The following is a 24132-nucleotide window of genomic DNA, read 5'->3' on the forward strand; positions in this document are numbered from 1 at the left end:
GTGGTCCGGCTGTCACTACCAGCGTGGGAGTGAGCGGGGGGGACGGCTAGTGAACCCGTGGTCGGGTTCTGTCGTGTCACTGGCCTCGACTACAATCAGCCATATACACCCCGCGCCGCCGGCGTGAGTGCCGGGCCGGCCGGTCGCGGGGGCGGTGAACTGGACTTCCGGTACAGTCAACCGGGGTGGTCATGATGAGAGGCAGGGGCGAGGCGACCCGTGAGCGCATCCTGGCGATCGCGGAATCCGCGGTACTGGCCAAGGGCTTCGGGGCGACCTCGATCGAGGAGCTGATCGCCGAGGCGGGCATCACCAAGAGCGGCTTCTTCTACCACTTTCACGACAAGAACGCCCTGGCGCGAGCACTGCTCGAGCGCTACATGGAGCGCGAGGATGTCCTGCTCGACGATGTCTTCGCCCGCGGCCGCGAGCTGGCCGGCGACCCTCTCCATGGCTTCCTGGCCGGCCTGAAGCTGCTGGCGGAGACGATGAGCGACCTGCCGGGCGACTATCCCGGCTGCCTCGTCGCCACCTACTGCTACCAGGAACGTCTCTTCGACCGCGGCGTGCGCGAGCTCAACCGGCGCATCGTGCTCCACTGGCGGGCGCGCTTCAGTGCCATCCTGGCCGAGATCGCCGAACACCATGCGCCGAGGGAGCCGGTCGATACCCAGGCCTTGGCCGACATGGTGTCGACGATCATCGAAGGCGGCCTGGTGCTGGGCCGCGCTACCCGCGACCCGCAGCTGCTGCCCACCCAGTTGATGCTGCTGCGTCACTACGTCCAGCTGCTGTTCGAGCCGCCGGCCGAGACGCTGCACTGAGTGCCGGGCAGAGCCTGGTCAAGGCGTCATTTGATGGCGCGACTGTGGCACCACCTCAGTCAGGCGCACCGGTTGGCGACGGCGGCCCCATTGCCCGGGCGGGCCGGCGAAAACACCTGCACAGCGGGTTCCGCAGCCTTGGCAATGGCCGTCGTCCAGGCGGTGCCGGTAGTGGGTGAGATGCACGCTGCGTTCGATGGTGTTGTCCATGAGACCGTGGTGATGGGTGAGGCGGGAGAGGGCCTGTTCCTGAGGCTGCCCGGCTCCCGCCTCGTTCCGGGTCCCTGCCGTCAATGTGCCCCGCCGATGGGCAGGTCGGGGCAGGGAAGGGATTGCGTCGCGATCACGCCGGGTCGACCGGCGGGATGTTGTGGTTGTGGCGGAACAGGTTGTCCGGGTCATAGCGCGCCTTGATGCGGGTCAGCCGGTCGTAGTTCTCTCCATAGGTCGCCCGTACCCGGTCGTGCCCCTCGTCCATCATGAAGTTCACATAGGCCCCGCCCGCCGAACTGGGATGCAGGGCCTCCCAGTAGCGCACCACCCAGTCGCGAACACGGTCGGCGTTGGCCGGGTCGGGATCGATGCCCAGGATGACCGCGTTCCAGGTGGCATTCCGGTAGCGGAATGCGGTCTCGTCCTGGCCCACCCGCTGGGCGGCCCCGTCGACGGGGTAGAGGTGCATGGTGGAGAGCGGTGTGGGGACCTCGGCGAAACGCTCGTGGACGGCGATGGCCTCGTCGGGGATCTCGGCGAAGAAGTCGCCCCGCCAGTAGGAGTGCAGCCCCGGCGGGTAGAGCGGGTCGAAGACCGACTGCAGGGCCGGGAAGGGTACCTCGTGGATGCCATCGAGCAGCGGTGTGCCGAACTGTCGGGCCGGGGCGAGGGCGGCATCGGCGGCGTCGCGCTCGCCGCTGTAGACCCAGACGATGCCGCAGACGTGTCGGCCGTGCAGGGCCTCCGGGAAGGGCGGGGCCGGCGGTACGGTACCGACCATGAAGAAGCCGTACAGCTCCTCGGGCGCCGAGGGCAGGAAGTCGCGGTACCAGCGCAGCACCTCGGCGGTGTCGGCCACGTCATAGAGGACCGGGCCGGCCATGACGTTGCGCACCGGATGGCAGCGGAACTGGAAGGCGGTGATCACCCCGAAGTTGCCGCCGCCGCCGCGCAGCGCCCAGAAGAGGTCGGAATGCGACTCGGCGCTGGCGGTCACGAAGCTGCCGTCGGCCAGCACCACGTCGGCGGCCAGCAGGTTGTCGATCGACAGGCCGTAGTGGCGGGAGAGGTAGCCGCTGCCGCCCCCCAGGGTGAGACCGCCGATGCCGCTCGTGGAGATGATGCCGAAGGGAGTCGCGAGGCCGAAGCCGTGGGTGGCGTGATCGACATCGCCCAGAGTGCAGCCACCTTCGGCGGTGACCGTGCGGGCCACTGGGTCGACGCGCACGCCACGCATGGTCGACAGGTCGATCACCAGGCCGTCGTCGCACAGGGCCAGGCCGCTGGCGCTGTGGCCACCGCCACGCACGGCCAGGGGAAGGCGGTGCTCGTGTGCCGTGCGTACCGCCGTCATCACGTCGGCGACGTCGGCGCAGCGTGCGATGGCACCGGGATGACGGTCGATCATGCCGTTCCATACGCCCCTGGCCGTCTCGTAGCCGTCCTGGCCGGGGCGGATCAGCTTGCCACGCAGGCCGCCCTGCAGCGTCTCGAGGGCGGACTCTGGAATGTTGTCATTGCGGGTCATGGATGCCTCCTGAGGGTTCGTCTGGAGACTCGAGCATGGACCGAGCGGCGTTCGCTCAGCGTTCGTGAGGCGTTCGCGGGAGGGAGGTGGCGTGTTTCAGGCGCGGGTACGCTCGAGCAGGGCGTCGAGGGCGGCCAGTTCGGCGGGGTTGCAGCCGGCGGCTCTCCCGCGCAAGGGGCCGAGCAGGTCGCGAGCCGCCTCGTGGCGCTCCGCGGTGAGGTGGCGGTGCGCCAGGTCGAGGGCGGCCCGCAGCTGCAACGCCAGAGCGCCCTGCTCGGTGGCGATCGCCAGGGCTCGCCGGAGGCGCTCTTCGGCTTCGCCCGCCGGGCAGGAGGCGGCGTCGAGGCGCCAGAGTTCCGGAAGCCACCAGTAGTCGCCGTGGGCCTCGGCCCAGTCGCGTGCCTCGTCGAGGACCCGGCCCGCCTCGCCGGGGCGGTCGGTCTCGACCAGCACCTCGGCGAGCAGGGCGAGCCAGAATGGCATGCGCGCTCCCGCGTGTTGCTGGCGCAGTCGCTCGATGCCCTGGCGGATGAGGGCCTCGCCGGCCGCGCCGCCGGTCAGGCGGCCGGCCAGGACTCGCCCCCACTCGCCGTAGTAGGCGAAGCCGTAGCGCGTGCAGTGGCGCCGCAGGGTGGCGGCGTGCTCGTCGGTTCGTTCGCGATCGCCGAGCAGATGGTAGGTGATCGCCGCGTAGCCATGGGCGATCGCTACCTCGAAGGGTTGGCCGGAGGCGGCGGCCAGGCGCAGGGCGGAGGCAGCCGTCGCCGTTGCCTTGCCAGCCTGCCCCACCAGCCAGTGCAAGTGCGCCTCGGCGCCGCGAACCAGCACCGTGGCGTGGAAGCCGAAGAGGTGCCGGTCATCGTCTTCCGCCTCCGCCTCGTCACCCTGGAGGCAATCCAGTGCCTCCTGATGCCGGCCGAGGCCGAACAGCGGTAGCGACAGTGCCTGGCGGCGCCAGCCGGAGCGGGTCTGGGGAGCCGCCAGGCACTGCGCCAGGTCCGCGGCCTCCTGCATCCGCCCCTGGACGAAGCGATGCCAGCACAGGGCGGCCCGGCTGCGGGCGGTTTCCGTGGTCTCGCCGAGTCGCTCTCCCAACGCGACGCTGCGCTCGATGGTGTCGCCGACCCGCGGGGCCGCATAGCCATGCAGGGCAGTGAGCGGTGACACCAGCGCCTCGCTCAGAGCCAGCTCGCGCCGGTCGCGCGTCGCACCGGGCGGCCGCTCGGCAAGCAGGGCGAGCGCCCGGTCGTAATGGCGGATAGCGTCGGCGAGGGCAAACACCGCGGTGGCGGCCTCGGCGGCGAGGGCGTGATAGTGGATCGCCCGCTCGGGCTGGCCTCCGGCCTCGAACTGTTCTGCGACCTGGGCCGCCAGCGTGGAGCGTTCATCACCCAGAATGCTTTCCAGGGCGATGGCCAGGCGGCGGTGCAGCAGCCGGCGGTGCGGCGGGGTGAGCCGGCGATAGGCGGCCTCGCGGAGCAGGTCGTGAGCGAAGTCATAGGTGGACGGGGCGTGTTCGCACAGCAGCCGTCGCTGCCACAGCTCGTCGATGGCGCCTCGCAGGCTGGCCTCGTCGAGTTCGCTGGCGGTGGCCAGCAGGTCAAGGGAGAAGTCCCGCCCCAGGGCGGCCGCCAGCCCGATCAGCTCTTCCGCGGCGGGACCGAGTTGCGCGAGCCGCTGGTCCAGGATCGCCTCGATACGCGACGGCCGTGTCCCGCCTTCGCGCAGCGACTCGACCACGAACAAGGGGAAGCCGCCGGTGCGTGCCTGCAATCGACGCGCCTCCGCGGCATCGAGCGGGGCGTCGTGCAGGGTGGCGGCGAGCTCGGCGGTCTGGCGCGCCTCGAGGGGCGCGAGCTCCAGGCGCTGGAGCAGCCCCTGGGCCTGGAGACGTCGGCAGCAGGCCACCAGCTCGAGGTTGTCGTCGAATTCCTCGCTGCGCAGGGTGGTGACCAGCAGCAAGGGCGCGGCCGGTTCCAGGTGGAGCAGCACCTCGAGCCAGGCCAGGGTCTCACCGTCGCACCACTGCAGGTCGTCGAGCACCAGCAGCGTGGGACGTCCGGCGGCGAGGATCGCGCGCGCCAGCCCTTCGAAGAACTGGCGGCGCTGCCAGGCATCGGCGAGGGGTGCCGGGGCCGAGGCCGGGTCGGTGCCCAGCTCGGGGACCAGTCGGCCGACCTCCTGGCGCCAGGTCGGCGCCAGCTGGTCGATGCCCGGTCGCAGCGCCGCGCTGCGCAGCCATTCGACCACCGGGGCGAGCGCCAGGCGGGCCTGGGAGGAGAAGCAGCGTGCCTGGGCTACCGGCGCGCCACGCTGCTGGATGGGGTGGGCGAGCTCCGCGGCCAGGCGCGACTTGCCTACTCCGGCCTCGCCGGCGATCACGATCAGGCGCGGCCCCTGGGCGACCCGGGCCCAGGCGGATTCGAGCACGTCCAGCTCGGTATCGCGGCCGATCAGCGGCGGCGCCTGGCGCAGGGCCGGCGCCACGGCCAGGCGCGGCTCGACGGGATGGGAGAGTTCCTCGTAGAGGGCCAGGGTCTCGGCGGAGGGCTCGACGCCCAGGGTGCGTGCCAGGAGGGTGGCGCAGCGCTGACCGGTGCGCAGCGCCATGGCCCGGTCGCCGGCGAGTGCCTGCAGCCGCATCAGGGCCCGATAGCCGGACTCCTCAAGGGGCTCGAGTTCCACTCGGCGCCGGGCAGGCTCCAGCGCCGCCGGCAGCCGGCCCTGCCCGGCCAGGGTGGCGGCCAGGCGGTCGAGCAGGGCGATGCAGCGCTGGCGCAGGCGTTCGCGTTCCTCGAGTACCCAGTCGTCGTAAAGGCCGGGCAACAGGTCGCCGCCATAGGCATCCAGTGCCTGGCGTGCGGCGCTCAGGAAGGCGTCGTCGTCCGTCGCGGCGTCGGCCTCGGCGGCGGCCCGGCGGAAGGCGAGCAGGTCGAGGTGGCAGGGGGCATCCTCGCGCCAGCAGAGGCTGTGGGCCTCCACGGCGAGGCAGCACCCGGCATCCGGCAGGGCGGTGCGCAGCTGGTGGAGTTCGCGGCGCAGGTTGGTGCGCGCCTGGGCCTCGCTGGAGTCGGGCCAGAAGACACCGGCCAGATGCTGGCGGCCCTGCGGCGTCCCGGCATGGATCACCAGGTAGGCCAGCAGGGCCAGTAGCCGTGGCGAGCGCAGCGCGTCGATCGGGGTTCCGGCGTCCACGATTCTCTGCTCGCCCAGCAGGCGAATGTCCAACATGGTCTGCCTCGTCGCTCGACAACTGGCTCTCCCTGCAGGGATGGGGGAAGGCCGCCGTCCCGGCGCGACTCCCCGAGGGCCCGATGGCTCCTCGCCCAGCCAGTATAGTGGCCGGACGCCGCCGTCGTGCTGGAGACGGTCGAGGACGCGCCGGTCGAAGGGACCGGCGCGTAATAGGGAGAGAGTCAAGCGGTGACTCCGGTGGGCAGGCCCCGGGGCAAGGCGCCGTGGCGCTGGCCCCGGGCCAGCCAGGCGGCCAGGTGGTCGCCGAGTTCCCGGGCGTCGTCATCAGCGCCGTGGATGAAGCTCGAGCCGCGCCGGCGCAGGAAAGGCAGGCCCAGCACGTAGAGGCCCGGCGCCTCGATCACGCCGCCCCGGTGGCGCAGCCGCCCCTTGCGGTCGAACACCGGCACGTGCAGCCAAGCGTAGTCCGGCCGGAAGCCGGTGGCCCAGACGACGCTTTGGAACTCGCCGCGGGCGAGATCGATGCCCAGGCGCGGCGCGGCCGGCAGGTGGGTGGGTTCCGGCCGTTCCGGCGGGCCGACCGCGCTGTCCATGCCGGACTCGCGGGCCCAGGTGTCGAGGCTGTGGAGCAGGCGACCGAGCTTGAGGTCCGCCGCCATGACGTGCGCCGGCAGCGAGCCGGAGAACTGCAGCCGGGTGCCGTTCAAACCCACCAGTCGGCCGACCCGCTCGACGCCTTGCGCGGCCAGCGCGTTGAGATCCAGGGTGCGGTGGTCGTCGCTGCCCACCAGCTGTGGGGAGGGCAGGCGGCGCACGCGCTCCGGGTCGTCGACGGCCTCGGGCCCTTCATCAAGCAGGCCCGAGGCCTCCAGCCACCACTGGATGTCGCGGCCGCGGTAGCGACGCGGCAGGCGCACGTGCTCGCCCACGGCGAGCGTCACCGGCCGGCCGCTGGCGTGGATCTCCTCGGCGAGCTGCACGCCCGTCGCCGAGGCGCCCACCACCAGCACGCCGCCTGGCGGCAGCTGTGCCGGGTGGCGATAATCGAACGCCGTCACCCGGCACAGCGACGCCGGCAGGGCGGCGTCGAGCGAGGGCACCACCGGCCGGTTGCAGGCGCCGCTGGCGAGCACCACCGCCCTGCAGCGCCAGTCGCCGCCATCGGTGCTTACGCGGTAGCCGCCTTCCGTGGCCTGTACCGAGCGCACCGTGATGTGCGTGTGGACGGGGGCGGCCAGCACCCGAGCGTAGTGGCCCAGGTGGTCGGCGAGTGCCTGAGCGTCCATGAAGCCGTCGGGGTCCGGGCCGTTGTAGGCCAGGCCGGGCAGGCGACACTGCCAGTTCGGCGTGAGCAGGCGCAGCGAGTCCCAGCGCTCGTGCCGCCAGCTGTTGGCCACCTCGCCGCGTTCCAGGATGACGTGGTCGATGCCCCGCGCCGCCAGGTGGTGGCTCATGGCGAGCCCGGCGTGGCCCGCGCCGATGACCACGACGGTCACGGTGCGGGCCGCGCGGCGCGTCGGCAGGCTGCAGCCGTCGCTCATTTCACGTGGACCTCGACCTGGGTGGGGTTGGTGAGGGCGTCGTAGACGGCCGAGCGCTTCTGCGACTGGGCGACCAGTGCCTCGATATCCTCGCGGCTGGCGTCGGCGTCGATCGCGTAGGTGACCCGTACCGCATCGAAGCCGTTGCGAACGTCGCTGTCCATGCCGAGGATGCCCTGGATGTCCATCTCGCCCTCGACGGTGGCCTTCACCGCGCGCAGCTGGATGCCGCGGTTCTGCGCCACGGCGGCGATGCCCGCGGTGAGGCAGCCGGCGAGCCCCATCAGCACGTACTCCACCGGGGTGGGGCCGTGGTCCTCGGCGGCGAAGACCTCGGGGTGGTCGATGTCGAAGGCGAAGCGCGAGCGGTGCGCCTGTTCTTCGCCGAGGCCATGGAAGCCTTCGATGACGGTGTGGCTGTGGGTGCCGCGAACCCAGTCGCAGCGGGCGCGCCAGGTGAAGCGGGCAGCCTCGGGGGCCTGAGCCAGGGCCTGGCGGGCGTCGAGCAGGGCGGTGACGTTGACGCCGTTGTCGATGGTGCGCTCTACGGTTTGCATGGTGTCTTTCCTCGTTCTTGCCTCAGGGTTTGTCGTTGTCGGACGGGTGATGCCACCTGTCACAAGCGAGCTTGTGCCCGGTCCGTGGGATCGAGCGTGGGAGAGGCCGTGGTTTTTCAGGAGGTGGCGTGAGAACCGGTGGGGTGGGGCGGGGGCACGGCGTGGAAAGCCCACACGCGGGTCATCGGCATGCCGGCCTGGCGCTGGGCCAGGCGCACCGATTCGGCGTCGGGGGCGCGATAGAGGCAGACCATTCGCTGGCGGTTCCGTGCGAAGAAGGAGCGCACGAAGCGCACCCGATGGTTGTCCAGGCAGGCCGCGCCGGCATCCTCGATCTGCTGGATCGCCTCGACGGTGACCGGTGCCTCGAAGTGGCGCTCCACCAGCACGTTGGCGGCTGGGCCTGTTGATGCATCGAGGTCCGCTGCCTCGTGCACCGTGCCCGGCCAGAGGCCGCGGATTTCGGCGCCGTACGCCGCAATGGCCTGCTGCAGGACGGGGTCTGCGAGCGCCTGGTAGAGGGCGGTGCGTGTCGACTCGGCGTCCGGCGCCTGGAAGTGGCAGAACATCCGCCGGCCGTCCTGGGCCAGGAGGCTGCCCAGCCAGGTCACGCGATGGCGGTCGAGGCAGTCGCCGGCGCGCAGGGAGATGGCCAGCACGGCCTCGGCGGTCAGCGGGGTCGCGAAGCGGCGCTCGAGAAAGACGTGGGTCATCGCTCCTCCGCTTCTTGATCGCTGCGCAGGTCAGCGCGGTCGTGTCGGGCCCAGAGCGCCACCGGTGCTTGCTCGAGGGCCGCCAGGGCCGCGGCGTGCGAGCGGGCGGCGGCGGGCTCGTCCAGCGCCTGATGGGCCTCGGTGAGGAGCCGATGGGCGACCCACTGTTCGGTGGCGCGCTCCAGGGTCTGGGCGCAGGCGAGGGCTTCCCGGGCGTGCATCACCGCGGCGGCCGGACGTGCCCGCTGCAGGTCGAGGCGTGCCGCGCGGTTCAGTAGCCAGGCAAGGCGGTGCTTGGCATCGGCATCGCGCAGCGCGCCGAGTGCGGACTCGAGCGTGGCGGCATCGTCGGTCAGGGCGTAGTGGCACAGGCCCCGAGCGGCATGGGCGAAGGGGGCCTCGCTGCCGTCACGCAGCCGCTCGCCGAGTGCCACCAGAACAGCGCAGCGGGCCTGGGCGTCGTCGAACCGGCCGTGTTCGACCGCCATCATCATCAGAGACTCGTTGGCCTGGAACTCGCCGACCCGGTCGCCACCGGCCTTGCACAGGGTGCGGGCCTCCTTGAAGTGGGTCTCGGCTTCGTCCAGGCGGTCGGCGTGCCAGGCCAGCAGGCCTTCGGCCATGGGTAGGGCTGGATGACTCAGCCGGCGCTGGGCGGCCAGTTTCTGGGCGTCTGCCAGCATGGTGCGGGCCTGGTCCAGGTCGCGCTCCAGCATGGCCAGGCACTTGGCCGTCTCCGCCATGGCGATGATCTGTTCCGTGTCGTCGGCGCTGCGCGTCACGCGCTCCGATTGCAGCGCTTCCTCGCGGGCGTTTGACCACTGGCCGTGGGCCCAGCGCAGATGGCTGGCCAGCTGGTAACCGAGCCGGGCGTGGGCCAGGGCGCCATGTTCCAGCGCCCGTTCAGCCAGCATGACCAGCGTCTCGGCGGTGGCTTCCCAGTCGTCGAGGGGCGCGGCGCTGAGCAGCACCTCGTGCAGTTCAAGCAGCAGGCAGAGGCGTCGGCCGCCGGAGAGCCGTTCCGCCTGAGCGATCCCCTCCTGGGCAAGACGCTGGGCCTGCTCGTTGGCACAGAAGCGCAGGCAGAGACGGCCGGCGGTGACCAGGGCGCGGGTCGCCAACTCCGGGTCGCCGCTGAGCCGGGCGTGGTACGCCAGGTCATCGGCGTGCTCGAGCTCCAGCGCCGGGCCCTGGGCCAGCCGTTCGGCGAGGTGGCGGTGCATGAGCTGGCGCCGTGCCACCGAGATCCCCGCGTAGAGGCGGTGGGCCACCCGCTCGTGGGAGAAACGCAGCCCGCCCTCGGTCGCCTCGAGGAGTTGCAGACGTTCGGCGACTTCCAGCGCCGCCCCGATGTGCGCGTCGTCCAGGCCGCTGACCCGGCCGAGCGTCGCTGCGTCGAGGCGGGGGCTGAGCACGGCGGCCCAGTCCAGAACCTCCCGAGCGTCCGGGGCGAGGTGCTCCAGCGCGGCCTCCAGCCGGTCTTCCCGTTGCGGACCCGGGACCACCTCCGCCGTGGCTGACTGGGTCGCGCTCGGCGGGGCCTCGCTCGAGCGGTACGGTGAGGCGGCGGCGCCTTGGACGGCGGTGCCTCGACGGGCGCGCAGCAGGGCGCCGCTGGAGGCAATACCCGCTTGCTTGAGCAGGCGCAGCCCCTGCTGGAAGTGCTGGTCGGCCGCCCGGGGCCGGCGCAGCGTCAACAGCAACTCGATGAGCTTGGCCCGCGCCTTCTCGTCGAAGGGCGAGAGTCGCACCAGGGCGTGGGCATGGGGCAGGGCCCGCTCGGGCGATGCCGCCAGCCGCTCGACCAGCGCGGCGAGCAGGGTGGTCTGGGCGCGCAGGGCGCGCTCGCGCTCGGCCAGGCACCAGCTGTGAAAGTCGTGCAGGTTCGCCAGCTCGAGCCCTTCCAGGAAGGGGCCGCGGTAACGGGCGGCGATGGCCTCGAGGGTGGCCAGGTCCGGCGGGCTGGCTTCGGCGTGATGGGTGTCGAGCGCCGCGTGCAGGGCGCTCACGTCGATATCCATGGCCCGGGTGTCGAGGCTCACGCTGAGACGGTCGGCAATCAGGCGGGGATGGCCGGGGTCGTCCACCAGGCGGCGCAGTTTGGAGAGGCTCCAGCGCAACGAGCCGCGCGGGTCGTCGGGCAGCTCCCACAGCAGGTCGCAGAGGTGCTCGCGACTGAACGGGCGCGCGTGCAGGGCGAGGTAGGCGAGCAGTGCACGGGTCTTCTTCGAGGGTGGCAGCGGCACGGCCTGGCCGTCTCGAATCACTTCGAGATCGCCCAGCAGGTTGAGGGTCAGCGCGCTCATGGCTCGCGCCTCGGTGACGGACCATTTCTGAGTATAGCCGCCCCATGGGCCTTTCCCGACCGTTGCAGTCACACGCCGGGAACGGCAAAAACCACGCTGATTTCCACGCCCGTTCTCCCGGGGCGAGTCGATGCTGGGACGACCATTCCGGCACGACACCCAGAGGGAGGCATCATGGCCCGTTACGACAGCATCCTGGAGACCATTGGCAACACGCCACTGGTACGCCTCTACGCCCTGGCGCCCGCCGGGGTGAACCTCTACGTCAAGGTCGAGGCGTTCAACCCCATGGGCTCGGTGAAGGACCGCATGGCGCTGGCGGTGATCGAGGCCGCCGAGCGCAGCGGTGAACTCCGTCCCGGGCAGACGGTGATCGAGGCCACCAGCGGCAACACCGGTATCGGGCTCGCCATGGTCTGTGCCCGCAAGGGTTATCCGCTGGTGGTGACCATGGCCGAGAACTTCAGCGTGGAGCGTCGCAAGCTGCTGCGCTACCTGGGCGCTCGGGTGGTGCTGACCCCGGCGGCGGAGAAGGGCACCGGCATGCTCAACAAGGCGATCGAACTCGCCGAGACCCACGGCTACTACCTCTGCCGCCAGTTCGAGAACGAGGCCAACGCCGACGCGCATGTACGCACCACCGCCCGCGAGATCCTGGCGGATTTCGCGGATGAGCCGTTGCACGCCTGGGTCTCGGGGTTCGGTACCGGCGGCACCCTCAAGGGGGTGGCCAGCGCCCTGAAGCTGGCCAGTCCGGCCACGCGCATCGTGGTGGCCGAGCCGGACAATGCGCCGATGCTCGGCAGCGGCCTTGGCCAGCCCCGCGACGCCGCGGGCGCGCTCACGGCCAGCCATCCGCGCTTCCGTCCCCACCTGATGCAGGGGTGGAGCCCCGACTTCCTGTCGCGGCTTACCGAGGACGCCGTGGCCGCCGGCCTGATCGACGAGGTACTGCCGGTGGCGGGGGACGAGGCGCTGCGCCTGACCCGCGAGCTGGCGCGTCGCGAGGGGATCTTCGCCGGTACCACGAGCGGCGCCACCCTGGCCGCCGCCCTGCAGGTGGCGCGTCGTTCGCCGCCCGGCAGCAACATCGTCTGCATGCTGCCGGATACCGGCGAGCGCTACCTCTCCACACCGCTCTTCGAGGGCATCGGCGAGGCGATGGACGACGCCGAACTGGCCCTGTCGCGCTCCACGCCAGGCTACCGGTTCGGCGCCGCCGCGGCCGGCCAGCCTGCGTCGCCAGGCGTACCGCACCTTGCCGAGCAAGATGCCGAGGCCGAACGCCTGGTCGAGACGCTCCTGGCCCGCGAGCCGGTAGTGATGTTCGCGCTGGAGTGGTGCGAGTTCTGCTGGTCGGTGCGCAAGTTCTTCACGCGCCTGGGCATCGCCTACCACAGCGTCGACCTCGACTCGGTCGCCTACCAGGCGGACGACCTGGGTGGCCGGCTGCGCCCGGTGCTGGCCGCGCGCACCGGGAGCGTCACCATTCCGCAGATCTTCATCGGCGGTGAGGCCGTCGGCGGTTGCACGGCGCTCTTCGACGCCTGGCGCGACGGCTCGCTGCGCCGGCGCCTCGAGGCCCAGGGCATCGCCTTCGACCCCGGCGTCGAGATCGACCCCGACGACCTGCTGCCCGGGTGGCTGCATCCCCGGATGCCCACAGCCTGAGCGCCAGCGACGCTAGCCAATAGGAGGAGATGACCATGGCTTTCATCGACACCCTGGACCCCGAACAGGCCTCGGCGGAAGTGCAGGCGATGTATGAGCGCCAGCGCCGCCACTTCGGCTTTCTGCCCAACTACGCACGGGTGTTCAGTCATCGCCCCGAGGTGATGGTGAGCTGGGCGGGCCTGCTGGCGAGCATCCGGCGGCACGTCGAGCCGCGGCGCTTCGAGCTGGTGACCCTGGCTGCGGCCGCAGCGCTGGGCAACAGTTACTGTGCATTGGCCCACGGCCGGGCACTGGCCGAACTGGCCGACGCGACGACGGTGCAGGCCATCGCGGAGGCGCGGGAGGCGACGTCGCTGAGTGCTGCGGAGCGGGCGATGGTCGCCTTCGCGCGCCGGGTAGCCCGCGATGCCGCTAGCGTCACCCAGGCCGACATCGACCGGCTGCGCGCCCACGGCCTCACCGATGCCGAGATCTTCGACATCGTGGCCGTGGCTGCGGCGCGGGCCTTCTTCACCAAGGTGTTGGACGGCCTGGGTGCCGAGCCCGACGCGGCCTTCGCGGCGATGGCGCCGGATCTTCGCCGCGCCCTCACCCCGGGGCGGCCCATCGCGGCCGCCGTCGAGTCTGCGCCCGAGCCGTGATCAGGAGCGCACGGCCGCACGGGCTTCGTGCAGGGACAGCCAGGCGACGGCGGCGGCCACCAGAGCGATGGGCGCGAGCATGGCCAGGTTGAGCGTGACCCAGCCGAGGTGGTGAAGCAGGTTGCCCGAGAGCAGCGAGCCCAGCGCCACCAGCGAGAAGATGATCAGGTCGTTGACGCCCTGCACCTTGCCGCGTTCGGCCTCGTTGTGAACCCCGGTAAGCAAGGCGCTGCCGCCCACGAAGAGGAAGTTCCAGCCCATGCCCAGCAGTACCAGGGCGAGCCAGTAGTGGGCGAGGCCGCTGCCGGACAGGGCCATGAGGCTGGACGTGGCGAGAATCAGGGTGCCGGCGAGCAGGATGCGCATGACGCCGAAGCGGGCGATCAGAGTGCCGGTGATGAAGGAGGGGGCAAACATTCCCAGCACGTGCCACTGCATGATGATCGCCACCTGGCCCATCGCGAAGCCCTGGGCGCGCATGGCGAGCGGCGTGGCGGTCATCACCAGCACCATGACGGCGTAACCCACGGCGGCGGCGAGCACCGCCACGCGAAAGCGCGGCAGGGCCGTGATCTCGGCCATGGGGCGGGCCACATCGCCGGGCTGGGGTTCGCCGCTGGTCGGTACGCGCAGCCAGGCGAGCAGGCCGATGGCCGCGAGCGCCAGGGCGGCAATCATCAGGTAGGGGTCGCCATCCGGCACCGCGGCGATCCAGCCGTTGGTCAGGCTGGCATTCCAGGGGCCCAGGAAGGCGGCCACCACCCCGCCGGCCATCACCCAGGAGATCGCCCGGCTGCGAAAGGCGGGGCTGGCCACGTCGGCGGCGGCGAAGCGGTAGTACATGGCGAAGCTCTGATAGAACCCCAGCAGCAGGTTGCCGGCGCAGAACAGCGGAAATGACTCGATCGCGATGGCGCTGAAGGCGACGAGGCCACCGCCGATGCCGCCGATGCTCGCGCCGGTGATGAATCCGCGCCGCCGCCCCACGCGCTTCATGAAGAGCGAAGCGGGCAGGGTGGAGACCACCGTGCTCAACATCATCATGGCGATGGGCAGCGTGGCCAGGCCCGGGGCGGGACTCAGCCGATGGCCCACCACCCCGCTCAGCGTCATCACGGTGATCGAAGCCACCAGGAACAGCGTCTGACAGCTGACCAGAATGGCGACGTTGCGTCGCTCCAAGGGAATGGCGATTGGCATGGCGCGGTTCCGTTACTGGGTGGGATCAGAAGATCAGGACCTTGTCGGCCTGCTCGGTGGCCTCGGCCAGGGCGTCCATGGTGCGGCGTTCGGCGCCGTCGAGGATGTCGTCGTCACCGAGACCCCGGGCATCCATGCAAGTCCCGCAAAGCCATACCCGCCCTCGGGTGGTTACCCGGCGCACCATGCGTTCCACATTGTAGAAGCCCTCCGGAGTCTTCTGGCCCCGCTTGGCCCCGTTCACGGCATCGGCCATCAGAAAGACGGTGACTTCGTGGTCGCGCTTGATCAGCGCATGGGCCAGCCGCAGGCCGTTGTAAAGGCGCTCGGTGCCGTAGGGCGGGTCGTTGATGATGATCAGGCTCTTCATGGTCGGTTGTCTCTCTGCAGGGCGGTGGCGCGCGGGGTGTGGAGGGGTTGCAGCAGCATGCGGTCGAGGCGCAGCCAGCGGGGATCGCGAAAGTCGTGCAGGCCGAGGGTCATGCCCTCATGGCCATCGCGGGGCTGGGCGACATAGGTGCCCAGCAGGCGATCCCACCAGGGCAGGTTGAAGCCGAAGTTGCTGTTGGTCTCGGCGGGATGCCAGGAGTGGTGCACTCGGTGCATCTCCGGGGTGACGACCACCCAGCGCAAGCGGCGCTCCAGGTGCGGCGGCAGACGGACGTTGCCGTGATTGAACAGCGAGGTGGCGTTGAGCAGGACCTCGAAGAGCAGTACCGCCAGGCCGGGGGCGCCGAGGGCGACCACGGCAGCGGCCTTGATGCCCATGGAGATCAGGATCTCCAGGGGGTGGAAGCGCAGCCCGGTGGTGGCATCGACGTCTAGGTCGGCATGGTGCATGCGGTGCAGCCGCCACAGCGCGGGCACGGCGTGGAACAGTACGTGCTGTGTCCAGATCGTCAGGTCGAGCAGGATGACGCTGAGCAGCAGGGTCAGCCACAGCGGCCAGCCGAGCCACTGGAAGAGCCCCCAGCCGGCGGATTCGACGAACAGCCCCAGCGTCACGGCACCGGCGGGGAGCAGCAGGCGTACCAGCAGGGTGTCGAGGGCAACGATGCCGGCGTTGCTTGGCCAGCGCCGCAAGCGACCCACGGTCAGCGCACGGCGAGGGGCGCGCAACTCCCACAGCACCATGATGAGCAGCACGGCAAGGAAGGTGCCCAGGCGGAAGCCGGCTTCGGAGAAGGGCAGGTCGATGGCGCTCATTCCGTGTATGGCCTAATATTCAATCGATCAATTGAATATTGGTTGTGAGGACCTGGCCTGTCAAGGAAGATGACCCCTGACCCGACGCCGAGGCGCCCATGACGACGAGCAAGCATGATCTCTACGAACAGCTGGCCCAACTGGGTCGGGCGCTGGGCCATGCCAACCGCCTCGAGCTGCTCGAGCTGTTGGCCCAGGCCGAGTACCCGGTGGACGCCCTGGCCGAAGCCGCCGGCATCAGCGTGGCCAATGCGTCGCAGCACCTGCAGCAGCTTCGCCGCGCCGGGCTGGTGACGGCACGACGCGAGGGGCGCCAGATGCGCTATGCGCTGACCGATGAGCGCATCGTTACCCTGCTCGGCCTGCTCGGCGAGGTGGCTCGTGGACACCTCGCCGAGGTGGAGCGCCTGATGGGCCGGCTCTTTGCCGACGAGGACGCCGACGGCGCCCTGGAGCCGATCTCCCGCGAGGCACTGGCCGAGCGCCTGGCGAGCGGGGAGGTGACGCTGCTCGACGTGCGCCCGACTGCCGAATACCGTACCGGCCACCTGCCCGGGGCGCTCAACCTGCCGCTCGAGGACCTGGAGGCGCGGCTGGCGCGGCTGCCCCAGGATCAGGAAGTGGTCGCCTACTGCCGTGGCCCCTACTGCGTGATGTCGCACGAGGCGGTCAAGCTGCTGCGGCGGCACGGCTTTCGCGTGCGTCGCTTCGAGGAGGGCTACCCGGAGTGGAAGGCGGCGGGACTGCCGGTGGAGAGCTGAGGGCTTAGCATAGCCGGCTGCCGAGCAGCAACAGGCTGGCGTCGCCGACCTGCCAGCCCCACCAGGCCAGCGTCAGGACGCCGGCAGCCAGCAGGGCGGCGGCGAGGCGTGCCAGGAAGAGGCGCGTCATGCCTTCACCTCTTCCGGAGCGGGGCGGTGGATGGGGGCTTCATTGATGAACCAGTGCAGTATTGCCGCCATGACCGAGAGCAGGATGGCGATCTGCCATACGAGGTCGTAATGCCCGGTCAGGTCGTAAAGGTAGCCGCCCAGCCAGACGCCCATGAAGGAGCCCACCTGGTGGAAGAGGAAGACGATGCCGCCGAGCATGGAGAGGTGGCGCACCCCGAACACCGCGGCGACGATGCCGTTGGTCAAGGGCACCGTGGAGAGCCACAGCAGACCGATGGCGATGCCGAACAGGTAAGCGCTGGCGGGACTCAGCGGCAGGAAGACGAACAGCGTGATCACCACGCCGCGGGTCAGGTAGAGCCAGGTAAGCAGGCGCGCCTTGGAAACGCGCCCGCCCAGCCAGCCGGCGGTGTAGGTGCCGAGGATGTTGAACAGCCCCACTAGCGCCAGCACCGTGCTGCCGACGTGCACGGCCAGGCCATTGTCGAAGAGATACCCCGGCAGGTGCACGCCGATGAATACTACCTGGAAGCCGCACACGAAAAAGCCCAGGCACAGCAGCCAGAAACCGCGGTGGCCGGTGGCTTCCTGCAGCGCCGCGCCGAGGGTGATATCGCTGGACTGGCGCGGCGAGGGGCGGTCCTTGAGCATGGCGCCGAGCGGCACCATCAGGGCGGCGATGGCGCCCATCACCAGCAGCGCGCTCGACCACCCCAGCCACTCCAGTAGGCCTAGGGTGCCGGGCAGCATGGCGAATTGGCCGAAGGAGCCGGCAGCACTGACGATGCCCATGGCCAGGCTGCGCTTTTCCGGGGCCACGGCGCGCCCCACGGCGCCCAGCACCACCGAGAAGGTGGTACCGGAAAGTCCCAGCCCGATCAGCAGCCCCGCGGAGAGCGACATGCCCAGCGCCGACTCGGAAACTCCCATCAAGGCGAGCCCCAGGGCGTAGAGAGCGCCACCAGCGAGCACCGTGCGCGCCGCGCCGAAGCGGTCCGCCAGGGCGCCCGTGAAGGGCTGCGACAGCCCCCATACCAGATTCTGCACGGCAAGGGCGAAGGCGAAGACCTCGCGCCCCCAGCCCAGGTCGCTGCTCATCGGCTCCAGGAAGAGCCCGAAGCCGTGACGCAGGCCCATGGCCAGCGAGATGACGAGGCTGCCGATCAGGGTCAGCAGCAGGGCGTGGCGGCGGATGGCATCCATGGCGATATGCCTGTTTGCAGACTAATGATTCCGCACTATCGCGCGTCTCGCCGAGTCTTGCCACTGTCGCCGATGGGCGACAGCGGTGTTGCCGCCGTGCCACATGGGTGAGCCCTGTTCGCTCGGCTAGAATGCGTGGCAAGTCTCAAGGCCAAGGAGTTTGTGTATGTCTCGTCGTCTGCTTTTCCTGTGTCTGCTGCTGCTTTCCGCGCTGCTGGTCGCGGGCTGCAGCTATCAGCCTGCGCGCATCAAGTCCGAGCCGCTGGTCATCTTCGAGGAGGATCGCGGCTACCACGATCACGACCGCGGCCCGGGTCGCGGCTTCTGCCCGCCGGGGCTACGCAAGCAGGGTCGCTGCTAACTTGCACCCTCTTTCCTCGCTCCCGACTTGGCGCGCGGTGCGCACTCCCTATACTGAATGGAAACGGTGTTCGAGGCGCCGCCCGGAGAGGCGGCCGCGGTTCCTACCGCGGCCCATGGCGCGCCGGACCGGGAACGCAGGGGCAGCCATTCGACCCGCGAGGAATTCGCCATGAAAACGTCCATGCGCCTGCTGATGCTTGCCGTGGTAGCCACCAGCCTGACCCTGGCCGGGTGCAGCTACTCGCCGGCTCGCGTCCGCTCGGAACCGCTGTTCGAGGTCGAGGGGCCTCGCCACCACGCCGGCCACCGCCGTTATTCCGAAGAGCGCCACTACCGGCGCGATGACCGCCACTACCGCGGCCGCGACTACCGCCGTCATCGCGATGAGCGCTACCGTGATCGTCGCTATCGCGACCGCCGCCATGGCGGCTTCTGTCCGCCGGGGTTGCGCATGCAGGGGCGCTGCTGAGGCGCTGCCGCGGTCGACCGCCTCGTCGCGGGATCGTTGGTCCCGAATAAGCAACTTTGCCGAGCGGCTTCTAGGCTGAAGGCAACGTCGCCGGTCAGGCCTGGCTTCGCCGGGCCGGCCGCGACCGCTTATTGCCGTCCAGACCAACAATCAACAACGAGGTGGACCCATGACCGCAACGTCTCTCACTCGCCTGGTGACGCTCGCCGCGCTGCCGCTGGCCATAGCCAGTACCCAGGCCCAGGCGCAATCCTACGAGATGGTGATCGCCACGCAGCTGCCCGAGGACATGCGCAACAACGCCATCTACCCGGCGCTGGTGCATTTCAAGAGCCTGGTCGAGGCGCGCAGCGACGGTGACCTGGCCGTCAATATCTTCGGCGGTGGCCAACTCGGCTCCGAGGTGGAGAACGGTTCCGAAGTGCAGGCCGGCGGGCGTACCCTGCAGTCGACCATCATGTCCTCCGGGGCCATGTCCTCCTTCTACGAGGACTACCAGATCGTCACGGCGCCATTCCTGTTCACCAACTGGCGACAGGCCTGGGCCTTCTTCGACAGCGAGTGGTTTGCCGATTTCATGGCCGGCACCATCGAGTCGGCCGACATGCGCTATCTGGGCACCTTCGACGATGGCGGCGGCTTCGTGGCCTTCACCAACAACGTGCGCCTGATCGAGACGGTGGAGGACCTGGAGGGGCTCAACATCCGCACCGAGGAGAATCCGGCCCATGTGGCGACCATGCGGGCGCTGGGCGCTTCGGCCACCCCGCTGCCCTGGGGCGAGCTGATCACCGCGCTCGAGACCGGTCTGGCCGACGGCCAGTTCAATGCGCCGGTGCTCAACGTCACCTTCAATTTCGACGAGGTCACCGACTACACCACCCTCACCGGCCACGTCTACAACAGTGCCCCTTGGGTGGTCAGCGAGAGCTGGTATCAGGAACTGCCCGAGGAGTACCAGCAGATCGTCGTCACCAGCGCCCGCGAGGCGATCGAGATGAGCCACGGCATGTCCGGCGCCCTGGCCACCGCCAGCTGGCAGGAGTCCTGTGAACGGTTCGAGGAGTGCTACCTGATGCCCGAGGCCGAGCGGGAACGGATGGCCGAGATTGCTCGCCCGGCCTGGCAGGAGTGGATCGTCGAGGAGTTCGGCATGGAGGCTCAGCGCGTCCAGGGGCTGCTCGACGAAGTGGCGCGCGTGGGCGAGACCGTGGCCGACGAGGATTTCCGCGTCTACGGCCAGTGATGACGCCTCCGACAGCCGTGCCAGCCGGCGCGGACCACTGGGTGATCGGCCGGGCATGAGGCCCGGTCGATCCGCTGGATCAGGGATCCCCGATCATGGCGATGCACTGGCTTTCTCCGCTGCGACGTCTCAGTGATGGTGTTAACCAGGTGGCGATCGGGCTCTGCGTGGCCTGTATTCTGGCCATGCTGGGCATCTCCTTCACCGGGTTCGTCTACAAGCTGACGACCGGCAGCAGCCTGAGCTGGACCTACTCCCTGGCGCGACTTTTCCTGCCGTGGATCGGCTTTCTCTCCATGACCATTTCGCTGCGCTACGGCGAGCACGTGGCCATGACCCTGCTCGTGCGCAGCCTGCCGCGGCCGCTGATCAAGGTGGCTGCCGGGATCTGCCTGGCGGTGATCGCGCTCTTCGCCGGGCTGCTGGTGTGGTACGGCTGGGGCTATTTCCTCAACGCCACCCAGGTCTACATGGTCTCCGATCGCATCCAGGTGCCCGGTCAGTTCACGGCCGTGGTCGTGCCGCTCAGCGGGGCGATCATCCTGCTTCACCTGGTGCAGGGCTTCGCGCTGCTCGAACACTTCATCGACGACGAGGCGATGATCCACGAACTCATCGAGACCGCGGACAGCGAGTCTCCGTCAGAGGAGAAGCGCTCATGACGCCTGCCATCATCGTCTTCGTGGTTCTTCTGCTGCTCGGCGCGCCGGTGGCCGTGGTCATGGCCATGTCGGGGCTCGCTGGCGGCTTCGCCCTGGGTGGCGAGCGCATGCTGGGGATCATCGCCGATCGCATGTTCTCCGGCGTCTCGGGCTTTCTGCTGATCGCCGTACCCTATTTCATCTTCACCGCCGAGCTGATGAACCAGGGCGGTCTGACCCACAAGCTCATCGATTTCAACAACGCCCTGTTCGGACGCATTCGCGGGGCGCTGTCGCACGTCAACGTCTCGGTGTCGGTGTTCTTCGCCGGGCTCACCGGGGCGGCGATCACCGATACCGTGGCCATCGGCAAGATCATGATCCCGGAGATGAAGAAGCAGGGCTACGATGCCGACTACGCGGCGGCGGTCACCGCCTGCTCGTCGATCATCGGCCCCATCATTCCGCCGAGCGTGGTAATGGTCGTCTACGCGACGCTGCTGCGCGACATCTCGGTGATCGATCTCTTCGCCGGCGGTATCGTGCCGGGGCTCCTGATGGCCCTCGCCCTGCTCGGGGTGAGTTTCTTCCTGGCCTGGCGGCGCGGCTACCCCAAGCAGGTGCCCACGCCCTTCCGGATGGCCGTGCGGGCTTTCTTCGTGGCGCTGCCGGCGATGATCGTGCCGCTCATCATCCTCGGCGGTATTCTCTCGGGGCTCACCACTATCACCGAGGCCTCGGGATTTGCCGCGGTCTATGCCATCCTCATCGGCGTGTTCATCTACCGCAACCTGACCTGGCAGAAGATCTGGCAGTCGGTGGTGGTGACGGTGCGCTTCTCGGGCGTGGTGTTCTTCCTGCTTGCTACCTCGGCGGTGCTGGGCTGGTTCGTGACCCGCTCGGGCATTGCCCGCGAGGCGGCGAGCCTGATCACTTCGGTGAGCGATGCTGCCTTCCTGCAGCTGATGATGGTGTGCCTGCTGCTGATTCTGATCGGCACGGTGATGGATGTGCTACCGGCGCTGGTGGTGGTGGCGCCGGTACTGGTGCCGGCGATGATCCAGCTCGGCTTCGACCCGCTGCACTTTGCCATCCTGATGATTGTGGTGCTCAATATCTCCAACGTGACGCCACCGGTAGGCATGACGTTGATGACGGCGGCGCGCATCGCCAACGTGCCCTATGAGCGGGCGATTGTCGCCTCGCTGCCGTTCTACGTCGCCTTTGTGGCGGTGATCCTGCTGCTGGCGGCCTTTCCGGCCCTTTCTACCTGGATTCCTTCGCTGCTCCGCTGAGGGTGGCGCTGCACAAGGACCGAGACGATGAAGCTGTTCTACCACCCCGACCAGGAACGCCATGCGCCGGCCACCTTCCAGTTCCGCGGCCAGGCCATCGACTCGCCCGAGGGGCCGGTGCGTGCCGAGTTGCTCGCTGCGGGTCTGGCGGATGTGGGGCTCTCGCTGACCGCGCCCGCCGAGGTGGACAGCCCCACCTTGCGCCATCGCCTGGCGCAGATCCACACGCCGCGCTACCTGCAGTTCCTGGAGAGCATCCATGCGCGCTGGCGGGAGCTGTCCGGTGCCTCCGAGTTGGTCTCCCCCAATGTCCACCCCTGCGGCGGTGGCCACCACTACCCGCGGCATCCGGTGGGCCAGGCCGGCTGGCACCTGCACGACCTGGCGTGCCCGATCGGCGCCGACAGCTTTGCCGGCATCCTCGCCAGCGCGGCCAGCGCCCAGGCGGCGGCCGAGGCGGTGCTGGGCGGTCATGGCAGTGCTTACGCCCTGTGCCGCCCCCCGGGTCACCACGCCGGACCGGATCGCGCCGGCGGCTTCTGCTTTCTGAACAATTCGGCGCTGGCCGCCACGGTACTGCGCGAGCAGTTCAGCCGCATCGCCACCCTCGATGTGGACCTGCACCACGGCAATGGCACCCAGGATATCTTCTACTATCGCGGCGATGTCTGGACCGGCTCACTGCACGTCGACCCCAGCGACTTCTATCCCTTCTTCTGGGGCGGCGCTGACGAGGAGGGCATGGGCGAGGGCCTGGGCGCCAACGTCAACCGGCCGCTTCCGCTGGGCAGCGATGCCGCGGCCCTGCTCGAGGCGCTGGAGGCGCTGCTCGAGTGCCTGGACGCCTTCCGCCCCCAGGCGGTGGTGATCGCCCTGGGACTCGACACCCACAAGGACGACCCCCTTGCCGGCATGGTACTGGAAACGGCGGACTTCACCGCCTTGGGGCGACGCCTGGCCGGGCTCTCGCTGCCCACGGTGCTGGTGCAGGAGGGCGGCTATCCTACTGACGTACTAGGCGATAACCTGGCTGCGTTCATGCGCGGCTACTACCCCCACTGATTCCCTCCTGGTCCGCGTTACCCGGACCAGGGCCAGAAGGCATATGACCGGAGAGAGACTATGAGTGTCAGCTACCACGACAGCAACACCCGCATGAGCCAGATCACCATCCACAATGGCACCGTCTATCTGGCGGGCCAGGTGCCCAGCGATACTTCCGCCGACATGCGTGGCCAGACCGAGCAGGTGCTGGCGCGCATCGACGACCTGCTGGCCACGGCGGGCACCTCCAAGGAGCACCTCGTGGCGGCGCAGATCTGGGTGACCAGCATGACCGAGTTCGACCAGATGAATGCCGCCTGGGACAATTGGGTGGTGTCGGGACGGCCGCCGGTGCGTGCCGCCGTGGAGGCCAAGCTCGCCAATCCCGAGTGGAAGGTCGAGATCATGGTGACCGCGGCACTGCCGGAGGCCTGAGATGCGCATCATCACCGCCGAGGAAGTGGCAGCGTCGCTGCCCTGGCCGGCGCTGGTCGAGCGCCTGGCGACCACCTTCCGCGAGGGCGTGGAGTCGCCGCCGCGCCACCACCACGCCATGCACCGCCCCGATGGCGAGGCCACCATGCTGTTGATGCCAGCCTGGGAGCCCGCCGGCTACATCGGCGTGAAGATGGTCAATGTCTTTCCCCAGAACGCCGAGCACGGTGTGCCGGCCATTTCCGGCGTCTACCTGCTCAGCGAAGGCCAGCACGGCCAGCCGCTCGCCTGCCTTGACGGCAGCGAACTGACTCGGCGTCGCACCGCGGCGGCCTCGGCGCTGGCCGCACGCGAGCTCGCCCGCCATGACGCCGAGACCCTGCTGGTGGTGGGCACCGGCAAGCTCGCCCCCATGGTGATCGAGGCGCATGCCGCCGTGCGACCGATACGCCGCGTGCGAATCTGGGGCCGCCACCCGGAGAAGGCCGAGCGCCTGGCCGCCGATTACGCCGAGCGCTTCGACGCCGCCGCGGTGACCGACCTCGAGGGGGCCACGGCCGAGGCCGACGTGATCAGCTGTGTCACGCTCGCCACGGATCCGCTGATTCTCGGCGAGTGGCTGCGCCCGGGCACGCACCTCGACCTGATCGGCGCTTTCCGACCCACCATGCGCGAGACCGACGGCGACTGCCTGGCGCGCAGCGAGGTGTTCGTCGACACCTACGCCGGGGCCCGGGGCGAGGCGGGGGACATCCTCCAGGCGATGGAAGAGGGCGCCTTCACCTTCGAGGCGGTCCGCGCCGAGCTGGCCGAGCTTCTGCGCGGCGAGAAACCCGGGCGCTCCTCGGACGAGGCCATCACTCTGTTCAAGTCCGTGGGGGCGTCGCTGGAGGACCTCGCCGCCGCCGTCGAGGTGTGGGAGCAGCTCGAGGCGCGCGGATGAGT

Annotated in this window: 23 protein-coding genes; 12 read left to right on the forward strand and 11 right to left on the reverse strand. The window is 69.7% G+C overall.

Annotated elements, in window-relative coordinates:
* The first annotated feature begins 191 nt into the window (after nt 1–191).
* Complete coding sequence (locus FEF15_RS01640) at nt 192–824, forward strand: TetR/AcrR family transcriptional regulator (RefSeq protein WP_205598454.1); 633 nt, start codon at nt 192–194, stop codon at nt 822–824.
* Between the two features lie 343 nt (nt 825–1167).
* On the opposite strand, the gene FEF15_RS01645 is transcribed toward FEF15_RS01640, so the two are convergent.
* From FEF15_RS01645 to FEF15_RS01670, 6 genes are all read right to left on the reverse strand, one after another.
* Complete coding sequence (locus FEF15_RS01645; RefSeq protein WP_163557355.1) at nt 1168–2565, reverse strand: FAD-binding oxidoreductase; 1398 nt, start codon at nt 2563–2565, stop codon at nt 1168–1170.
* Between the two features lie 96 nt (nt 2566–2661).
* Nucleotides 2662–5796, reverse strand: a complete 3135-nt coding sequence (locus tag FEF15_RS01650) for an AAA family ATPase (RefSeq protein ID WP_163557356.1) — start codon at nt 5794–5796, stop codon at nt 2662–2664.
* Nucleotides 5797–5981: 185 nt separating this feature from the next.
* A complete protein-coding gene (locus FEF15_RS01655; protein ID WP_163557357.1) occupies nt 5982–7301 on the reverse strand; it encodes an NAD(P)-binding domain-containing protein in 1320 nt (439 codons plus the stop codon).
* Nucleotides 7298–7858 (reverse strand): OsmC family protein, encoded by a 561-nt coding sequence (locus FEF15_RS01660; RefSeq protein WP_163557358.1) that lies wholly within the window; start codon nt 7856–7858, stop codon nt 7298–7300. The genes FEF15_RS01655 and FEF15_RS01660 overlap by 4 nt, the downstream gene beginning before the upstream one ends.
* Before the next feature lie 116 nt (nt 7859–7974).
* Nucleotides 7975–8571 carry a DUF4242 domain-containing protein gene (locus FEF15_RS01665; protein WP_163557359.1) on the reverse strand — a complete coding sequence of 199 codons (597 nt, stop codon included), beginning with the start codon at nt 8569–8571 and terminating at the stop codon, nt 7975–7977.
* On the reverse strand, nt 8568–10877 hold the full coding sequence (locus FEF15_RS01670) for a hypothetical protein (RefSeq protein WP_163557360.1): 2310 nt from the start codon (nt 10875–10877) through the stop codon (nt 8568–8570). Before FEF15_RS01670 ends, FEF15_RS01665 begins: the two co-directional genes overlap by 4 nt.
* A gap of 174 nt (nt 10878–11051) precedes the next feature.
* On the opposite strand from FEF15_RS01670, the gene FEF15_RS01675 reads away from it, so the two are divergent.
* Together FEF15_RS01675 and FEF15_RS01680 are read left to right on the forward strand one after the other, a co-directional pair.
* Nucleotides 11052–12548, forward strand: coding sequence for a pyridoxal-phosphate dependent enzyme (locus FEF15_RS01675; protein ID WP_205598455.1), 1497 nt, complete (start codon nt 11052–11054; stop codon nt 12546–12548).
* Between the two features lie 35 nt (nt 12549–12583).
* The gene (locus FEF15_RS01680) at nt 12584–13192 is read left to right on the forward strand and encodes a peroxidase-related enzyme (protein ID WP_163557361.1); all 609 of its coding nucleotides are present in this window, start codon (nt 12584–12586) and stop codon (nt 13190–13192) included.
* On the opposite strand, the gene FEF15_RS01685 is transcribed toward FEF15_RS01680, so the two are convergent.
* Genes FEF15_RS01685 through FEF15_RS01695 form a run of 3 tightly spaced genes read right to left on the reverse strand, consistent with a single transcriptional unit; the run spans nt 13193 to nt 15598 of the window.
* Entirely contained in the window at nt 13193–14392 is a 1200-nt protein-coding gene (locus FEF15_RS01685) for an MFS transporter (RefSeq protein WP_163557362.1), read from the reverse strand.
* A 25-nt stretch (nt 14393–14417) separates the two neighbouring features.
* Nucleotides 14418–14762 (reverse strand): DsrE family protein, encoded by a 345-nt coding sequence (locus tag FEF15_RS01690; RefSeq protein ID WP_163557363.1) that lies wholly within the window; start codon nt 14760–14762, stop codon nt 14418–14420.
* Complete coding sequence (locus FEF15_RS01695; RefSeq protein WP_163557364.1) at nt 14759–15598, reverse strand: sterol desaturase family protein; 840 nt, start codon at nt 15596–15598, stop codon at nt 14759–14761. Before FEF15_RS01695 ends, FEF15_RS01690 begins: the two co-directional genes overlap by 4 nt.
* 98 nt (nt 15599–15696) lie before the next feature.
* Here FEF15_RS01695 and FEF15_RS01700 point away from each other — a divergent pair, with 98 nt between their 5' ends.
* Nucleotides 15697–16359 (forward strand): metalloregulator ArsR/SmtB family transcription factor, encoded by a 663-nt coding sequence (locus FEF15_RS01700; protein WP_163557365.1) that lies wholly within the window; start codon nt 15697–15699, stop codon nt 16357–16359.
* A gap of 4 nt (nt 16360–16363) precedes the next feature.
* On the opposite strand, the gene FEF15_RS19580 is transcribed toward FEF15_RS01700, so the two are convergent.
* Nucleotides 16364–16489: a hypothetical protein gene (locus tag FEF15_RS19580; RefSeq protein WP_276208181.1), complete on the reverse strand. Its 126-nt coding sequence runs from the start codon at nt 16487–16489 to the stop codon at nt 16364–16366.
* On the reverse strand, nt 16486–17694 hold the full coding sequence (locus FEF15_RS01705; protein WP_163557366.1) for an MFS transporter: 1209 nt from the start codon (nt 17692–17694) through the stop codon (nt 16486–16488). Before FEF15_RS01705 ends, FEF15_RS19580 begins: the two co-directional genes overlap by 4 nt.
* A 166-nt stretch (nt 17695–17860) precedes the next feature.
* Here FEF15_RS01705 and FEF15_RS01710 point away from each other — a divergent pair, with 166 nt between their 5' ends.
* The 8 genes from FEF15_RS01710 (at nt 17861) to FEF15_RS01745 (ending at nt 24130) form a co-directional block, all read left to right on the forward strand.
* Entirely contained in the window at nt 17861–18055 is a 195-nt protein-coding gene (locus FEF15_RS01710) for a hypothetical protein (protein WP_163557367.1), read from the forward strand.
* Nucleotides 18056–18226: 171 nt separating this feature from the next.
* Complete coding sequence (locus tag FEF15_RS01715; protein ID WP_240454045.1) at nt 18227–18526, forward strand: hypothetical protein; 300 nt, start codon at nt 18227–18229, stop codon at nt 18524–18526.
* 169 nt (nt 18527–18695) lie between these two features.
* The gene (gene dctP / locus FEF15_RS01720; protein ID WP_163557368.1) at nt 18696–19772 is read left to right on the forward strand and encodes a TRAP transporter substrate-binding protein DctP; all 1077 of its coding nucleotides are present in this window, start codon (nt 18696–18698) and stop codon (nt 19770–19772) included.
* 101 nt (nt 19773–19873) lie between these two features.
* Nucleotides 19874–20434, forward strand: a complete 561-nt coding sequence (locus FEF15_RS01725; RefSeq protein ID WP_163557647.1) for a TRAP transporter small permease subunit — start codon at nt 19874–19876, stop codon at nt 20432–20434.
* Nucleotides 20431–21708, forward strand: coding sequence for a TRAP transporter large permease (locus tag FEF15_RS01730; protein WP_163557369.1), 1278 nt, complete (start codon nt 20431–20433; stop codon nt 21706–21708). The genes FEF15_RS01725 and FEF15_RS01730 overlap by 4 nt, the downstream gene beginning before the upstream one ends.
* Before the next feature lie 27 nt (nt 21709–21735).
* Nucleotides 21736–22770 (forward strand): histone deacetylase family protein, encoded by a 1035-nt coding sequence (locus tag FEF15_RS01735; protein ID WP_163557370.1) that lies wholly within the window; start codon nt 21736–21738, stop codon nt 22768–22770.
* Between the two features lie 60 nt (nt 22771–22830).
* A complete protein-coding gene (locus FEF15_RS01740) occupies nt 22831–23187 on the forward strand; it encodes a RidA family protein (RefSeq protein ID WP_163557371.1) in 357 nt (118 codons plus the stop codon).
* A 1-nt stretch (nt 23188) separates the two neighbouring features.
* Entirely contained in the window at nt 23189–24130 is a 942-nt protein-coding gene (locus tag FEF15_RS01745; RefSeq protein ID WP_163557372.1) for an ornithine cyclodeaminase family protein, read from the forward strand.
* Nucleotides 24131–24132: the final 2 nt, after the last annotated feature.

It is taken from the genome of Halomonas sp. NO4 (genome assembly GCF_010994375.1).
Taxonomy (GTDB): domain Bacteria; phylum Pseudomonadota; class Gammaproteobacteria; order Pseudomonadales; family Halomonadaceae; genus Halomonas.

What these genes read in the sequence shown, in the direction of transcription:
- FEF15_RS01710 (WP_163557367.1), top strand. Translation starts at nt 17,861, where the DNA reads ATGTCTCGTCGTCTGCTTTTCCTGTGTCTGCTGCTGCTTTCCGCGCTG.
- FEF15_RS01670 (WP_163557360.1), bottom strand. Translation starts at nt 10,877, where the DNA reads ATGAGCGCGCTGACCCTCAACCTGCTGGGCGATCTCGAAGTGATTCGA.
- FEF15_RS01650 (WP_163557356.1), bottom strand. Translation starts at nt 5,796, where the DNA reads ATGTTGGACATTCGCCTGCTGGGCGAGCAGAGAATCGTGGACGCCGGA.
- FEF15_RS01645 (WP_163557355.1), bottom strand. Translation starts at nt 2,565, where the DNA reads ATGACCCGCAATGACAACATTCCAGAGTCCGCCCTCGAGACGCTGCAG.
- FEF15_RS01640 (WP_205598454.1), top strand. Translation starts at nt 192, where the DNA reads ATGATGAGAGGCAGGGGCGAGGCGACCCGTGAGCGCATCCTGGCGATC.
- FEF15_RS01740 (WP_163557371.1), top strand. Translation starts at nt 22,831, where the DNA reads ATGAGTGTCAGCTACCACGACAGCAACACCCGCATGAGCCAGATCACC.
- FEF15_RS01685 (WP_163557362.1), bottom strand. Translation starts at nt 14,392, where the DNA reads ATGCCAATCGCCATTCCCTTGGAGCGACGCAACGTCGCCATTCTGGTC.
- FEF15_RS01735 (WP_163557370.1), top strand. Translation starts at nt 21,736, where the DNA reads ATGAAGCTGTTCTACCACCCCGACCAGGAACGCCATGCGCCGGCCACC.
- FEF15_RS01660 (WP_163557358.1), bottom strand. Translation starts at nt 7,858, where the DNA reads ATGCAAACCGTAGAGCGCACCATCGACAACGGCGTCAACGTCACCGCC.
- dctP (WP_163557368.1), top strand. Translation starts at nt 18,696, where the DNA reads ATGACCGCAACGTCTCTCACTCGCCTGGTGACGCTCGCCGCGCTGCCG.
- FEF15_RS01700 (WP_163557365.1), top strand. Translation starts at nt 15,697, where the DNA reads ATGACGACGAGCAAGCATGATCTCTACGAACAGCTGGCCCAACTGGGT.
- FEF15_RS01705 (WP_163557366.1), bottom strand. Translation starts at nt 17,694, where the DNA reads ATGGATGCCATCCGCCGCCACGCCCTGCTGCTGACCCTGATCGGCAGC.
- FEF15_RS01725 (WP_163557647.1), top strand. Translation starts at nt 19,874, where the DNA reads ATGCACTGGCTTTCTCCGCTGCGACGTCTCAGTGATGGTGTTAACCAG.
- FEF15_RS01680 (WP_163557361.1), top strand. Translation starts at nt 12,584, where the DNA reads ATGGCTTTCATCGACACCCTGGACCCCGAACAGGCCTCGGCGGAAGTG.
- FEF15_RS19580 (WP_276208181.1), bottom strand. Translation starts at nt 16,489, where the DNA reads ATGACGCGCCTCTTCCTGGCACGCCTCGCCGCCGCCCTGCTGGCTGCC.
- FEF15_RS01745 (WP_163557372.1), top strand. Translation starts at nt 23,189, where the DNA reads ATGCGCATCATCACCGCCGAGGAAGTGGCAGCGTCGCTGCCCTGGCCG.
- FEF15_RS01665 (WP_163557359.1), bottom strand. Translation starts at nt 8,571, where the DNA reads ATGACCCACGTCTTTCTCGAGCGCCGCTTCGCGACCCCGCTGACCGCC.
- FEF15_RS01655 (WP_163557357.1), bottom strand. Translation starts at nt 7,301, where the DNA reads ATGAGCGACGGCTGCAGCCTGCCGACGCGCCGCGCGGCCCGCACCGTG.
- FEF15_RS01675 (WP_205598455.1), top strand. Translation starts at nt 11,052, where the DNA reads ATGGCCCGTTACGACAGCATCCTGGAGACCATTGGCAACACGCCACTG.
- FEF15_RS01715 (WP_240454045.1), top strand. Translation starts at nt 18,227, where the DNA reads ATGAAAACGTCCATGCGCCTGCTGATGCTTGCCGTGGTAGCCACCAGC.
- FEF15_RS01695 (WP_163557364.1), bottom strand. Translation starts at nt 15,598, where the DNA reads ATGAGCGCCATCGACCTGCCCTTCTCCGAAGCCGGCTTCCGCCTGGGC.
- FEF15_RS01690 (WP_163557363.1), bottom strand. Translation starts at nt 14,762, where the DNA reads ATGAAGAGCCTGATCATCATCAACGACCCGCCCTACGGCACCGAGCGC.
- FEF15_RS01730 (WP_163557369.1), top strand. Translation starts at nt 20,431, where the DNA reads ATGACGCCTGCCATCATCGTCTTCGTGGTTCTTCTGCTGCTCGGCGCG.